Origin of the sequence: Rhizobium sullae (genome assembly GCF_900169785.1) — a bacterium.
Classification (GTDB): domain Bacteria; phylum Pseudomonadota; class Alphaproteobacteria; order Rhizobiales; family Rhizobiaceae; genus Rhizobium; species Rhizobium sullae.
In genome coordinates this window covers 41,980-56,089 of sequence record NZ_FWER01000003.1, presented here as the reverse complement: position 1 = coordinate 56,089, position 14,110 = coordinate 41,980, and the positions used below count along the sequence as shown (strand labels likewise).

13 protein-coding genes are annotated in these 14,110 nt (G+C 60.6%); 12 read left to right on the top strand and 1 reads right to left on the bottom strand.

Annotated features, from left to right (window positions below):
• Nucleotides 1-51 precede the first annotated feature (51 nt).
• The 10 genes from BN1800_RS03930 to BN1800_RS03885 all read left to right on the top strand — a co-directional run bounded on the left by BN1800_RS03930 (nt 52) and on the right by BN1800_RS03885 (nt 12,148).
• Nucleotides 52-978 (top strand): D-alanine--D-alanine ligase, encoded by a 927-nt coding sequence (locus BN1800_RS03930; RefSeq protein ID WP_086994650.1) that lies wholly within the window; start codon nt 52-54, stop codon nt 976-978.
• Nucleotides 966-1,898 carry a cell division protein FtsQ/DivIB gene (locus BN1800_RS03925; protein ID WP_086994647.1) on the top strand — a complete coding sequence of 311 codons (933 nt, stop codon included), beginning with the start codon at nt 966-968 and terminating at the stop codon, nt 1,896-1,898. Before BN1800_RS03930 ends, BN1800_RS03925 begins: the two co-directional genes overlap by 13 nt.
• Nucleotides 1,895-3,226, top strand: a complete 1,332-nt coding sequence (gene ftsA / locus BN1800_RS03920; protein ID WP_086994645.1) for a cell division protein FtsA — start codon at nt 1,895-1,897, stop codon at nt 3,224-3,226. Before BN1800_RS03925 ends, ftsA begins: the two co-directional genes overlap by 4 nt.
• Nucleotides 3,227-3,282: 56 nt before the next feature.
• Nucleotides 3,283-4,983, top strand: a complete 1,701-nt coding sequence (ftsZ, locus tag BN1800_RS03915) for a cell division protein FtsZ (protein WP_086994642.1) — start codon at nt 3,283-3,285, stop codon at nt 4,981-4,983.
• A gap of 289 nt (nt 4,984-5,272) precedes the next feature.
• The gene (lpxC, locus tag BN1800_RS03910; RefSeq protein WP_086994639.1) at nt 5,273-6,229 is read left to right on the top strand and encodes a UDP-3-O-acyl-N-acetylglucosamine deacetylase; all 957 of its coding nucleotides are present in this window, start codon (nt 5,273-5,275) and stop codon (nt 6,227-6,229) included.
• 265 nt (nt 6,230-6,494) lie between these two features.
• Complete coding sequence (locus BN1800_RS03905) at nt 6,495-7,364, top strand: outer membrane protein assembly factor BamD (protein WP_179213744.1); 870 nt, start codon at nt 6,495-6,497, stop codon at nt 7,362-7,364.
• A 13-nt stretch (nt 7,365-7,377) separates the two neighbouring features.
• Nucleotides 7,378-9,051 carry a DNA repair protein RecN gene (recN, locus tag BN1800_RS03900; protein WP_086994634.1) on the top strand — a complete coding sequence of 558 codons (1,674 nt, stop codon included), beginning with the start codon at nt 7,378-7,380 and terminating at the stop codon, nt 9,049-9,051.
• A 224-nt stretch (nt 9,052-9,275) separates the two neighbouring features.
• Nucleotides 9,276-11,432: an NAD-dependent DNA ligase LigA gene (ligA, locus tag BN1800_RS03895; protein ID WP_086994631.1), complete on the top strand. Its 2,157-nt coding sequence runs from the start codon at nt 9,276-9,278 to the stop codon at nt 11,430-11,432.
• A gap of 42 nt (nt 11,433-11,474) precedes the next feature.
• The gene (locus BN1800_RS03890) at nt 11,475-11,771 is read left to right on the top strand and encodes a type II toxin-antitoxin system HigB family toxin (protein WP_086994628.1); all 297 of its coding nucleotides are present in this window, start codon (nt 11,475-11,477) and stop codon (nt 11,769-11,771) included.
• Nucleotides 11,771-12,148: a helix-turn-helix domain-containing protein gene (locus BN1800_RS03885; RefSeq protein WP_086994625.1), complete on the top strand. Its 378-nt coding sequence runs from the start codon at nt 11,771-11,773 to the stop codon at nt 12,146-12,148. Before BN1800_RS03890 ends, BN1800_RS03885 begins: the two co-directional genes overlap by 1 nt.
• Before the next feature lie 5 nt (nt 12,149-12,153).
• Here BN1800_RS03885 and BN1800_RS03880 read toward each other — a convergent pair whose 3' ends face one another.
• Nucleotides 12,154-12,690 carry a GNAT family N-acetyltransferase gene (locus BN1800_RS03880; RefSeq protein WP_425298961.1) on the bottom strand — a complete coding sequence of 179 codons (537 nt, stop codon included), beginning with the start codon at nt 12,688-12,690 and terminating at the stop codon, nt 12,154-12,156.
• A 261-nt stretch (nt 12,691-12,951) separates the two neighbouring features.
• Here BN1800_RS03880 and BN1800_RS03875 point away from each other — a divergent pair, with 261 nt between their 5' ends.
• Both BN1800_RS03875 and BN1800_RS03870 read left to right on the top strand, forming a co-directional pair.
• Nucleotides 12,952-13,542, top strand: a complete 591-nt coding sequence (locus BN1800_RS03875; protein ID WP_086994619.1) for a 3'-5' exonuclease — start codon at nt 12,952-12,954, stop codon at nt 13,540-13,542.
• 66 nt (nt 13,543-13,608) lie between these two features.
• Nucleotides 13,609-14,103, top strand: coding sequence for a CreA family protein (locus BN1800_RS03870; RefSeq protein ID WP_086994616.1), 495 nt, complete (start codon nt 13,609-13,611; stop codon nt 14,101-14,103).
• Nucleotides 14,104-14,110: the final 7 nt, after the last annotated feature.

Sequence of the window (14,110 nt, the reverse complement as noted above, 5' to 3'; positions counted from 1 at the left end):
AGCTTGGTGCAAGCCTCGAAAATCAGGCTGAGATTTATTTTGGGGGTATGTATGAGTCGCAAGCATGTTGCTGTCCTGATGGGCGGATTTTCCTCGGAGCGGCCGGTGAGCCTGTCTTCGGGAACGGCTTGCGCGGACGCTCTCGAAGGTGAGGGCTTCCAGGTTACGCGGATCGATGTCGATCGCGATATTTCCGCGAAGCTCGCGGCGCTTCGTCCCGATGTCGCCTTCAATGCGTTGCATGGCCCCTTCGGCGAGGATGGCACCATTCAGGGCATCCTCGAATATCTCGAAATTCCCTATACGCATTCCGGCGTTCTTGCCTCGGCGCTTGCGATGGACAAGGGCAAGGCCAAGGGGGTTGCTGCAGCGGCCGGCATTCCTGTGGCGCAATCGGAAGTCATCAATCGTTTCGCCTTTCCGGCCGAGCACCCGATGAAGCCGCCTTATGTGGTGAAGCCTGTCCGAGAAGGCTCCAGCTTCGGTGTCGTGATCGTTCAGGAGGATCAGGCGCATCCGCCGCAGATCATCAGCTCACCTGAGTGGCGCTATGGCGAGGAGGTCATCGTCGAGCGGTATGTCTATGGGCGGGAGCTCACATGCGGCGTCATGGGCGACAAAGCTCTCGGCGTGACCGAAGTGGTGCCGCAGGGCCACAACTTCTATGACTATGACGCGAAGTACGCTGCCGGCGGCTCAAAACATGTCATCCCGGCGAAAATTTCACCGAATATTTACCAAAAAATACAAACATTGGCACTAAGGGCGCATCAAGCAATTGGTTGTCGCGGGGTTAGTCGGTCCGACTTCCGTTATGACGACCGGTTCTCTGAAGATGGTGAAGTTATCTGGCTGGAAGTGAATACTCAGCCAGGCATGACGCCAACCTCACTTGTGCCTGAAATGGCCGGCCATGCCGGTTATTCCTTTGGTGAATTCTTGCGTTGGATGGTGGAGGACGCTTCTTGTTCTCGTTGACGGTCAAAAGGATGGGGCGCCCGAGCCGTCAACCGAGCATCGCTCTTGCTGAGGGCGATGGGCGGATGATTCTCCCGCGTCCGCTGCGCCGCGTCGTGCGCTTCCTCGTCAGTCTCGGAACTGGCCGTATCCACATTCCCGCGCATACCGGGACGATTTCTGCGCTCGCATTCTTTGCGGCGACCGGTCTCTACGGCATGTCGCTCGGCGGCCATACGGAAACGGTCGCGCAGGCGGCGACCACAGCTGCCGGTTTCGCGATCGAGGATGTGAAGGTTTCCGGCAATTCGGAAACCTCCGAGATCGAAATCTTTGAACTCCTTGGCCTAGACGGAACGACGTCGCTGGTGGCGCTCGATGTCGATGCTGCGCGCCGGAAGATCGTCAAGCTTCCCTGGGTCGAAAGCGTCGAGGTCCGGAAGATTTATCCGAAGACGATCGAGGTTAAGCTCAAGGAGCGCCAAGCCTATGCGATCTGGCAGCACGGACAGGAGCTTTCGCTGATCGAAAGGAATGGCAGCGTCATTGCGCCGCTTCGCGACAACAAGTTTTCGACGCTGCCGCTCGTTGTCGGCCGCGATGCAGAAAGTGCTGCGGCTTCGCTCGAGGGCGAGTTTTCGAAATGGCCCGACATTACGTCGCGCGTCAAAGCCTACGTCTGGGTCTCCGGCCGCCGCTGGGACCTGCATATGGATAACGGCGTGGTCGTGAAGCTGCCGTCCGAGGATCTCGATCAGGCGCTCGCCAGGCTCTCGAAATTCAACAAGGAACAGGATCTTCTGGCGCGCGACATCGCAGCCGTCGATCTCAGGCTGGTGGACAGGACTGCGATCCAACTGACCCCGGATGCCATGGCGCGCCGGCAGGTCGTTCTCGATCAGCGGGCCAAGGATTTGAAGAAGGCGGGGCAGAATATATGAGCTTGTTCGGTTCGTCCCATTTTGGATTGCCGCGCCTGAAACCGCTTTCGTCGAAGCGGTCGCACATCGTTTCGGTGCTCGATATCGGCTCGACTAAGGTCGTTTGCATGATCGGCCGCCTGACGCCTCGCGAAGAGAGCGAAATCCTTCCGGGCCGCACGCACGATATCGAAATCATCGGCATCGGCCACCAGCGCTCCCGCGGCATCAAGACCGGCGTCATCGCCGATCTCGATGCGCTCGAAGGCGTTATCAGGCTCGCCGTCGATGCGGCCGAGCGTATGGCGGGCCTGACCGTCGAAAGCCTGATCGTCAATCTGACGGCCGGCCGTCTCGGCAGCGACATCTATACGGCGACGATCGATCTCGGCGGCCAGGAAGTCGAGCTTAACGATCTCAAGAAAGTGCTTGCCGCAGCCTGCCAGCAGTCGCTGCGCCAGGATCGCGCTGTGCTGCATTCTCTCGCAACCGGCTTCTCGCTCGACGGCGAACGCGGCATCCGCGACCCGCTGGCGATGTACGGCGATGAGCTTGGCGTCGACATGCATGTCGTGACTGCCGAACGCGCAGCGTTGAAGAACCTCGAGCTCAGCGTCAATCGCGCGCATCTCTCCGTCGAGGGCATTGTTGCTACGCCTTATGCTTCCGGTCTTGCAGCACTCGTCGACGACGAGGTCGAACTCGGCTGCTGTGCGATCGATATGGGCGGCGGGGCGACGACGATCTCGGTCTTTGCCGAAGGCAAGCTCGTTCACACGGATGCCGTCGGTCTTGGGGGCCTTCATGTCACGACCGATCTGGCGCGCGGCCTTTCGACCCGCATCGAAGACGCAGAGCGCCTGAAGGTGGTTCACGCTTCGGCGTTCTCGAACTCCTCCGACGAACGCGAGCTCATCTCGATCCCGCCGATCGGCGAAGACGAGCGCGATCAGCCGACGCAGGTGCCGCGCGCGCTCGTTTCGCGCATCGTTGGTGCACGCATCGAGGAAACGATGGAATTGATCCGCGACCGGATCCAGCGTTCAGGCTTCAGCCCGATCGTCGGCAAGCGCGTCGTGCTGACAGGCGGCGCAAGCCAGCTCACCGGCCTTGCGGAAGTGGCGCGGCGCATTCTTGCGCGCAACGTCCGCATCGGCCGTCCGATGGGTGTCTCGGGCCTGCCGACGGCAGCCAAGGGTCCGGCCTTTTCGACGGCGGTCGGCCTGATGATCTATCCGCAGGTCGCGGACATGGAAACACATGCGTCACAGAGCGGTCTGCTCATGTCGCTTGGGGGTAATAACAGCCGCATCGCCCGCATGGGCCAGTGGCTGAAGGAAAGCTTCTGAAATTGAGTGAATTGGCCGGCGTGGCGATGCGGCCATAGAGAGAAGGAACGGGTACCATGACTATCAAGCTGCAAAAGCCGGATATCACTGAGCTGAAGCCGCGTATCACCGTGTTCGGTGTCGGCGGCGGCGGCGGCAATGCTGTCAACAACATGATTTCTGCCGGTCTCCAGGGCGTCGACTTCGTCGTTGCCAATACGGACGCCCAGGCGCTGACCATGACGAAGGCCGAACGCATCATCCAGCTCGGCGCCAATGTCACCGAGGGTCTCGGTGCCGGTTCGCAGCCGGAAGTCGGCCGTGCAGCTGCCGAAGAGTGCATCGATGAGATCATCGATCACCTCAACGGCACGCATATGTGCTTCGTCACCGCCGGCATGGGCGGCGGCACGGGCACGGGGGCCGCGCCGGTCGTGGCACAGGCCGCCCGCAACAAGGGCATCCTGACTGTCGGCGTCGTCACCAAGCCGTTCCACTTCGAAGGCGGCCGACGGATGCGTCTTGCCGAATCCGGCATCGAGGAACTGCAGAAGTCGGTCGACACGCTGATCGTCATTCCGAACCAGAACCTCTTCCGCATCGCAAACGACAAGACGACCTTCGCCGACGCTTTCGCGATGGCCGACCAGGTTCTTTATTCGGGCGTTGCCTGCATCACTGACCTGATGGTGAAGGAAGGTCTCATCAACCTCGATTTCGCCGACGTCCGCTCGGTTATGCGCGAAATGGGCCGCGCGATGATGGGCACCGGCGAAGCATCCGGTCAGGGCCGCGCGATGCAGGCTGCCGAAGCTGCAATCGCCAACCCGCTGCTTGATGAAACCTCGATGAAGGGCGCTCAGGGCCTGCTGATCTCCATCACCGGCGGCCGCGACCTGACGCTCTTTGAAGTCGACGAGGCTGCGACCCGCATCCGCGAGGAAGTCGATCCGGATGCCAACATCATCCTCGGTGCGACCTTCGACGAATCGCTCGAAGGCATCATCCGCGTTTCCGTCGTTGCGACCGGCATCGACCGTGCGATGAACGAGGCTGCTGCCAAGAACTTCCAGGCTGCCGCCAAGCCGATGATCCGTCCTTCCGCGGCCGTTGCTCCGGCACCGGCCGCAGTTCAGCCTGCGCCAGTCATGCAGGCACCGAAGCCAGCCGATCCGATCGCGCAGACCATCCGCATGGCGGAAGCCGAAATGGAACGCGAGCTCGAAATCCCGGCTCCGCGCCCTGCAGCTCCGGTTCAGCAGCCTGTTGCTCAGGACACGTTCCGTCCGCAGAGCCGCATCTTCGCAGCCGCTCAAGAAGCTCCGGCTGCTCGCCCGATGCAGCCTGCTCCGGCACCTGTCATGAGCCAGCCGGTGCAGCAGCCGGTCATGCAGCAGCAGCCAGTTCGCCAAGAACCTGCCATGCAGCAGCCGGTCCGCATGCCGAAGGTCGAGGACTTCCCGCCGGTCGTTCAGGCCGAGATGGACCACCGCGCCCAGCCGGCTGCGGCACAGGCGCATGAGGAGCGCGGCCCGATGGGTCTGCTGAAGCGAATCACCAATTCGCTCGGCCGCCGCGAAGAGGAAGTTGCTCCCGAGATGACGGCAGCGCCTGCCGCCGCTTCGCAGCAGCGCCGCCCGCTTTCGCCTGAGGCGAGCCTTTATGCGCCGCGCCGCGGGAATCTCGACGACCAGGGCCGCAGTGTTCCGCAGGCCCGCATGATGCAGGAAGACGATCAGCTCGAGATTCCTGCGTTCCTGCGCCGCCAGTCGAACTGAGCGGACACAGAATCGCCACGCATGTGCCCGGGATCACAGTCCCGGGCGCTGCTGTTTCAAAGCGTCATATAAGTTGATGATTCCTAAATCATTTCAAGCGGATGGTTTCGTAACAAAACGAAACGAACAGTGATTTGGATTGGAGCCCTGCCGCACGTATGTATGACGTCATGGGACCGTGCCTTGCCGCCTTCATGGCGACAATTCGGCGGTGGGCAAGATAAGTTGGCGGTTTGTTTTCGGTGCTTTTGGCGCTACGGACCGTAAAAGGTAATGAAGGCAGAATTTTATGGTTATTGGCATGCTTGGCTTCCAGACGACGGTCTCGCGCCCGGTGACGCTTTCGGGCACCGGCGTCCATTCCGGCGCGGAAGTCACTATCACTTTCAATCCGGCTGAAGTCGATACCGGCGTCGTTTTCCATCGTATGCATGAAGACGGCAGCGTCACCGAATTGCGTGCCGTCTCCGCCCAGGTCGGCAACACCGATCTCTGCACTGTCCTCGGTTTTTCCCCCGTTCATTCGGTTGCGACGATCGAACATGTCATGGCCGCGCTCTACGCACTCGGCCTCGACAACGTCGTGATCGAGGTTCACGGCGCCGAAATGCCGATCATGGATGGCAGTTCTGCGCCCTTTATCGAGGCGATCGAGCAGGTTGGCCTCGTCTCGCTTGGCATCAAGCGTCGCTATATCCGCATCACCAAGCCGGTTCGCATCGAACATGGCGGCTCGTGGAGCGAATTCCGTCCGTATGACGGCACGCGCTTCGAAGTCGAGATTGATTTCGATTGCCCGCTGATCGGACGCCAGAAATGGGAAGGCAACCTGACGGCCGCGAACTTCAAGTCCGAACTGTCGCGCGCACGCACCTTCGGCTTCATGCGCGACGTGGAGCGCCTCTGGGCGTCGGGTCATGCGCTGGGTTCGTCGCTTGAAAATTCTGTCGTCATCTCCGACGATAATACCGTCATCAACATCGAAGGCTTGCGCTACGCAAAGGACGAGTTCGTGCGTCACAAGGCGCTCGATGCGGTCGGCGACCTGGCGCTTGCCGGCGCTCCCTTCATCGGCTGCTATCGCTCCTACCGCGGTGGCCACAAGATGAATGCCAATGCTTTGAAGGCGCTGCTCAGCGACACAACTGCCTACGAAGTTGTCGAGACTTCTGCTGCGCGCCCGCGCGTTACACCCCGCGATTTCGTCGCTGTTAACGCTCCCGGATTCGCCCCCTGGTCGGCATGACCTCCACACCAAATTTCAGGCCAGGGCCGCCTCCTTCGGGAGGCGGTTTTTTTTAGTACTTCCGTAAGCCGATAACTGTTCTCCAACATATGCTTAGGAGCAACAGGCCCGATTAAAGTTAAAAACCGGGATATTCTGACGCTTGCTGCCACAAAAATGCGTTAATGGCTCATCATTGCGTTGCTCTCGCCACACATTTGTGGCTAGAAACGCCGGCGAGGTGTGGCTGCCGCAGGGTTGGGGTAGCGGCAGTTGGGATTCTTTTATGGGTTATGCAAGGTCTGAAGGTATGATGAAGACAGCGCGCGCTTTGCTCGCATCGCTCGTGATTTTGAGTGCAGGCGCCTTGGTTTCCGGTTGCCAATCGGACCCTGATATCGACATCACCAAGCTCGGCGTCAACAACGATCCGCCGGACGTCCTCTACGGTCAGGCGCTTGCCAACATGAAGGCAGGCAACATGGTCGAAGCCGCGCGCAAGTTCGACGCGATCGACCGCGAAAACCCGTTCTCCGAATGGGCGCGCAAGGCTCTCGTCATGAGCACCTTCGTGAAGTACCGCCAGGGCAAGATCGACGATGCTCTCGCTTCAGGCAACCGCTATATGGCGCAGTATCCGAAGTCCGAAGACGCGGCATACGTTCAGTACCTGATCGGTCTCAGCTATTCGAAGCAGATTTCCGACGTGACGCAGGATCAGCGGGCTTCCTCCAAGACCATCGAAGCCATGCAGGCCGTCATCGACAACTACCCCGACTCTGAATATGTCGACGACGCGCAGGCGAAGATCCGCTACGCCCGTGACCAGCTCGCCGGCAAGGAAATGCAGGTCGGCCGTTATTACCTCGAGCGCAAGGAATATCTTGCAGCCATCTCCCGCTTCCGTATCGTGGTCGAGAAGTATCCGAACACGAATCAGATCGAAGAAGCGCTGGCGCGCCTCGTCGAGGCCTATTACGCGATGGGTATCGTGGAAGAGGCGCAGACGGCAGCCGCTGTTCTCGGTCACAACTATCCGGATAGCCAGTGGTACGCCGATTCCTTCAAGCTGCTGCAGTCGGGCGGTGCAGAACCCCGGGAGAACAAGGGCTCCTGGATTTCCGCAGCCGGCAGGAAGCTGCTGCTCGGCTCGTGAGGCCTGACACGCAATGCTGATCCAGCTTTCGATCCGCGATATCGTTCTGATCGAGCGGCTGGATCTTGCCTTCGAAACCGGGCTCTCGGTTCTGACAGGCGAAACCGGTGCCGGCAAATCCATTCTCCTCGACAGTCTGTCGCTGGCGCTCGGTGGGCGCGGCGACGGCGACCTTGTGCGTCACGGCGAGGACAAGGGGCAAGTGACGGCCGTCTTCGACGTGCCGATGGACCACGGTGTCCGCCAACTTCTGCGCGAGAATAGCATCGACGACGAAGGCGACCTTATCTTCCGGCGGCAGCAATCGGCCGACGGACGCACCAAGGCCTATGTCAACGATCAGCCGGTGAGCGTGCAACTCATGCGCCAGGCCGGACAGATGCTGGTCGAAATCCACGGTCAGCACGATGACCGCGCGCTCGTCGACACGCATGCGCACCGGCTTCTGCTCGATGCCTTCGCGGGCATCAACGAGGACGCGGCCTCTGTCTCGGAGCTTTACCGGATCTGGCGCAACGCAGAGCGGACGCTGAAAAAACATCGCGAAAAGGTGGAGAACGCAGCCCGCGAAGCCGACTATCTCCGGTCCTCCGTTGACGAGTTGGAAAAGCTCTCGCCGCAGGACGGCGAAGAGGAGGAGCTTGCTGATCGCCGCCAGAAGATGATGAAGGCGGAGCGTATTGCCGGCGACATCGCCGAAGCCTCCGAGTTTCTGAACGGCAATGCCTCTCCGGTGCCGCATATCGCCTCGCTCGTGCGCCGCCTGGAGCGGAAGAGCCACGAGGCGCCCGGACTGCTGGAAGACACCGTGGCGCTGCTTGATGCGGCTCTGGACCAGCTTTCCAACGCGCAGATGGAAGTGGAGGCGGCGCTTCGAAAGACGGAATATGATCCGAAGGAATTGGAGCGCGTCGAGGAGCGTCTCTTCGCACTCCGCGCCGCGTCCCGCAAATACTCCGTGCCTGTGACCGAGCTTCCGGCGCTTGCCGTGCGGATGATCACCGACCTTGCCGATCTCGATGCCGGCGAGGAGCGACTGGAGAAGCTCGAAGCAGAAGTCGGCGCGGCCAAGGCGAATTACGATGCCGCTGCCCGCTCGCTTTCAGACAAGCGTCATCATGCAGGCGAAGCGCTGGCTGCCGCGGTTATGGCGGAACTTCCGGCGCTGAAGCTGGAGCGCGCGCGCTTCATGGTCGAGATCGCGACCGATGCGGCAGACGCAACGGCCGAAGGCATCGATGTCGTCGAGTTTCACGTTCAGACCAACCCCGGCACGCGTCCGGGTTCAATCATGAAGGTGGCATCGGGTGGCGAGCTCTCGCGCTTCCTGCTCGCTTTGAAAGTGGCGCTTGCCGATCGCGGCTCGGCGCCGACGCTCGTCTTTGACGAAATCGATACCGGCGTCGGCGGTGCCGTTGCCGATGCAATCGGTCAGCGCCTGAAACGGCTTTCCGATCGCGTGCAGGTGCTCTCCGTCACCCACGCCCCGCAAGTGGCCGCACGGGCGGCAACGCATCTGCTCATTTCCAAGGGTCCAGTCTCCGACGGCTCCGAGAAGATCGCCACGCGTGTCGCGACAATGGCACACAAGGATCGCACCGAAGAAATCGCCCGCATGCTTGCCGGAGCTTCCGTGACGGAAGAGGCAAGGGCGGCTGCGGCCCGGCTGTTGGCAGGGAATGCTTGACCTCTCTTCTCCCCCGCTGGGAGCCGAGCATAGCGAGGCGATGAGGGGGGCCGCGTCGCCAGACGCGAATGGCCGAAGCGGGAGCGAAGGACATCTTGCAACGTCCCCTTATCCGCCCGTCGGGCTCCTTCTCCCGCTGGGGAGAAGGAGTTCCGGTTTTCCTGCTTCTTCCCAACGCCGATTTTTGCTCTAAAACGACTCCAGATTCTCTGGAGTGATCCCACATGCCGACCGAGTCCGTTGCCGTTGAAGACCTGACGATCGATGATGCCGCCACCGAGCTTGCGCGGCTGGCGAAAGAGGTCGCCCATCACGACGCGCTTTATCATGGCAAGGATCAGCCGGAGATTTCGGACGCGGACTATGACGCGCTGAAGCGGCGCAACGATGCGATCGAGGCGCGGTTTCCGGAACTGATCCGCGAAGACAGCCCGTCGCGCCGGGTGGGTGCTGCACCCTCCGTCACATTTGCGCCGGTCGTCCACGCCCGCCCGATGCTGTCGCTCGACAATACGTTTTCGCAGGAGGACGTGCAGGATTTCGTCGCTGGTGTTTATCGCTTCCTGGGGCGCCTGCCGGACCAGTCGATCGCCTTTACCGCCGAACCGAAGATCGATGGGCTCTCCATGTCGATCCGTTACGAGAACGGCAGGCTGGTCACGGCCGCAACGCGCGGCGACGGGACGACGGGCGAGAATGTCACGGCCAATATCCGCACCATCAAGGAAATTCCGAATGAACTGCCCAAGGGCGTTCCCGCCGTCGTGGAAATACGCGGTGAGGTCTACATGGCGAAGAGCGATTTTATGGCGCTCAACAAGCAGATGGAGGCCGAGGGAAAGCAGACCTACGTCAACCCGCGCAACACGGCAGCCGGATCGCTGCGCCAGCTCGATGCGAAGGTGACGGCGAGCCGCAAGCTGAAATTCTTCGCCTATGCCTGGGGCGAGATGTCGGAGGTGCCGGCCAATACACAGTTCGACATGGTTCAGCTCTTCAGGGATTGGGGCTTCCCGGTCAATCCGCTGATGAAGCGGCTGAATTCCGTCGCCGATATTCTCATCCACTACGACGAGATCGGCCTGAAGCGCCCCGACCTCGACTACGACATCGACGGTGTCGTCTACAAAGTTGACAGCCTTGAACTCCAGCAGCGCCTCGGCTTCCGCTCGCGCAGCCCGCGCTGGGCGACGGCTCACAAGTTTCCGGCAGAACAGGCGTTCACCACGGTCGAAAACATCGACATTCAGGTCGGCCGCACCGGCGCGTTGACGCCGGTCGCGCGGCTTACGCCCGTCACTGTCGGCGGCGTGGTGGTGACCAACGCGACCCTCCACAACGAAGACTACATCAAGGGCCTAGGCAATTTCGGCGAGCCCATCCGCGACGAGGAGCACGATATTCGGATCGGCGATACGGTGATCGTGCAGCGGGCCGGCGACGTCATTCCGCAGGTACTCGATGTGGTGCTCGAAAAGCGGCCGACGGACGCGGTGCCTTACGCGTTTCCGAAGCGCTGCCCGGTCTGCGGTTCGCATGCTGTGCGCGAAAGAAACGAGAAGACGGGAAAGCTCGATTCCGTTACGCGCTGCACCGGCGGCTTCGTGTGCCGCGCGCAGGCAACAGAGCATCTCAAGCACTTCGTCTCGCGCAACGCCTTTGACATCGAGGGCCTGGGTTCGAAGCAGATCGACTTCTTCTTCGAAAGCGAGGAGGACGCGCTGAAGATCCGCACGGCGCCGGAAATCTTCACGCTGGAGCGGCGACAGCAGAATTCGTTGACGAAGCTCGAAAATATCGAAGGTTTCGGCAAGGTCAGCGTCGGCAAGCTCTATGCGGCGATCAACGAACGGCGCAGCATCGCGCTTCACCGCTTCATCTATGCGCTCGGCATCCGCCATATCGGCGAGACAACGGCGAAGCTGCTGGCGCGCTCCTACGGCACCTATGAGGCTTTTGCCTCGGCGATGAAGGAGGCCGCGCCACTTTCCGGCGACGCCTGGAACGACCTGAACGCCATCGAAGGCATCGGCGAGGTCGTCGCCCGCGCCATCGTGGAGTTCTATAAGGAGCCGCGCAACGTCGAGGTGATCTCGGCGCTGCTTTCGGAAGTGACGCCGCAGGGGGCGGAGCAGCCGGTCACCTCCGGCAGTCCGGTTGCAGGCAAGACGGTTGTCTTCACCGGCTCGCTGGAGAAGTTCACCCGCGACGAGGCCAAAGCCAAAGCGGAGAGCCTCGGCGCAAAGGTGGCAGGCTCGGTCTCCAAGAACACCGATATCGTCGTTGCCGGACCAGGCGCGGGCTCGAAGCTCGACAAGGCACGCGAGCTTGGCGTCGAGACCATGGATGAGGACGAGTGGCTGGCGCTGATCGGCAGATAGGCTCCCTTGATTTGTTCCCGTTTTGGGAATATCTTACCGTTTATGCAAATCATCGCCAAGTCGACGTTGCGTGCCTTTTGGGAGCGGCATCCTCAGGCGAAGGTGCCTTTAAGCGTTTGGCATTCGATTGTCAGCAAGGCGAACTGGACAGGGCCGTCCGATATCAAGAAGACATTCGGCACCAATGTCGACTTCGTCGGCGATAACAGAGTGATCTTCGACATCGGCGGTAACAAGTACCGGCTGATCGTGCATGTCGCGTATGGTTATGGCCGCGTGCTGATCAAGTTTATCGGGACGCATGCGGAATATGACAGAATCGATCCGGAGACTGTGTGATGGAAGTCAGACCGATTAGAAATGATGCTGATCTCGCTTGGGCGATCGGCGAAGTCACGCCTTATTTCGATGCGCCTCCGGCGCACGGCAGCGCGGACGCTGATCGATTTGATGTGCTTTCCGATCTGATCGAAGCCTATGAAAGCCGGCACTTTCCGGCAGTTGAATTGGAACCGGTCGATTTTCTTTACGCCTTCATGGAAATGACCGGCCGCACGCAGGCCGACCTCGGCAATGTTCTGGGTTCCCGTTCCCGGGCCTCCGAGATTCTCCACCGCAAGCGCGCGCTTACGGTGGAAATGATCTTTAAGCTCAACGAGGCATGGGGCATTCCGGGCGATTGCCTCTTAAAGCCTTACAAGCTGGCCGTGGCCTAGAGCGGCTAAATGCGCACCCGTGCCATCGTATAGGCGTCGACATAGCTGCCAGCTCGGAAGGCAAAGGCTTTGAGCACGCCTTCCTGTTCGAAGCCGAATTTCTTGTAGAGCGCGATGGCGGCGGCATTGTCGGTATAGACGGTCAACTCCAACCGTTTGATGTTCAGCCAATTGTCCGCCGTATCGATGAGTTCGGCGAGCAGGGCGCTGCCGATGCCTTTGCCGGCGAAATCGTCATGCACGCCCATGCCGAGGCTTGCCACATGGCCGCGCCGTCCGTGATAGCGCGTCATGCCTGCGTCGCCGACAACTTGGCCATTCAACTCGGCGACGAGGCTGACATGGCCGGGGCCGGCGTTTTCGAAGCGTTTGCGCGTTTCCTCGACGGTTTGATAGGGCAGGCGCAGCGTGCCGAAGCGGAAGCCGGGCAGGTTGATGAGTGCCGTCACCGCCTCGATATCGGAGGCGCGCAACGTACGAATGATCAGCCCCGCCGTCGCTGGCGGGTGTTCGGATGGATTGTTTTCTAACGTTTTCAAAATGCTCTCCTTGAATTTAAAGAGGAGAGCAGACTTCGAAACCCTGCTCGCCTCGGCAGGGTTTCGGGCTGATTGGATGATTAACGCGCCAAAACTGCCCCGCACCCTGCATGGGTCGTGGTCATATGCATGGCCGTAAGAATGATGCTCGTTCCGATCATGAGCAAAAAGTCGTTGATCTTTTCCGGAAAGTCAACCTGCGGCATTTGCCTGGCTGCACCGGCGGGTTAAGCCTGTCGTGGACGGCAGAATCGCGGAGCAGCCTTGAAGACCATCGCCATCGATTTCGAAACGGCCAATGAGCAGCGCGGCAGCGCCTGTTCGGTCGGCCTTGCCTGGATCGAGGAGGGCACGGTCACTCGTGTCGAGGAGCGGCTGATCCGACCGAAGGATATGCGTTTTTCCGGGATGAATATCGCAATCCACGGCATCCGGCCCGAGCATGTGGAAGATGCGCCGGAATTTCCGGAAGTCATGGACGAGTTCCACGATGATTTTCAGGGCGCGACGATGATCGCGCACAATGCCGCCTTCGATTTCAGCGTCTGGCGCGCTTCGCTCGATCTTTATCGCCAGTCCTATCCGGAACTCACCTATCTCTGCAGCCTTAAGATGGCACAGCGCATCTGGCCACAGTTCCTGTCGCACAGATTGAACGTAATTGCCGAGCATCTCGGCCTGCGCTTTTCCCACCACAATGCCGCGGAGGACGCTGCCGTGTGCGCGCGTGCGGCGATCGAGATGGCGAGGGCGGTCAAGGCGGCGGCCGTGCATGCCATTCCCGCGGCGATTGGCATGACGCCCGGCAGACTCACCGCAAGCGGCTACGAGCCCTGCACTTGCCGAAAGGCATAGTTCGCGCTTTCTTGTTTTGACGGCGGCCGTACTTATCTAGTGAAGCGGATTATTCAGGGAGCCGCGATGTCCTCGTTGCATAAGCTTGTTCTTTCCGCCGCTTCGGTTGCCGCGCTGGGCGCCGGTGCCGCGTCTGCCGAAGTCGTCGGCAAGGTCGGGGTCGACTGGATCGGCAACGATATCATCGTCGATGCGATCCCCGATCCGGAGGTGAAGGGCGTGACGTGCCATGTCACCTATTTCGACCGCAGCATCATAGACCGGGTGAAGAACGGCAATTGGTTCGAGGATCCCTCGAACAATTCGATCGCGTGCCGTCAGACGGGACCGATCGAAATCGGCGACATCAATCTCTCGAAGGACGGCGACGAGGTGTTCAAAGCGGGCATGTCGCTCATCTGGAAGAAGCTGGTCGTCAATCGCATCTACGACAAGACCAATGACACGCTGATCTATCTCGCCCATTCCCGCGAACTGACCGATGGCTCGGCGAAGATGTCGATCTCGACGATCCCGCTTTATGGCCAGAACGTCACCTGGAAGAACGGCAAGCCGCAATGAAAAGGAG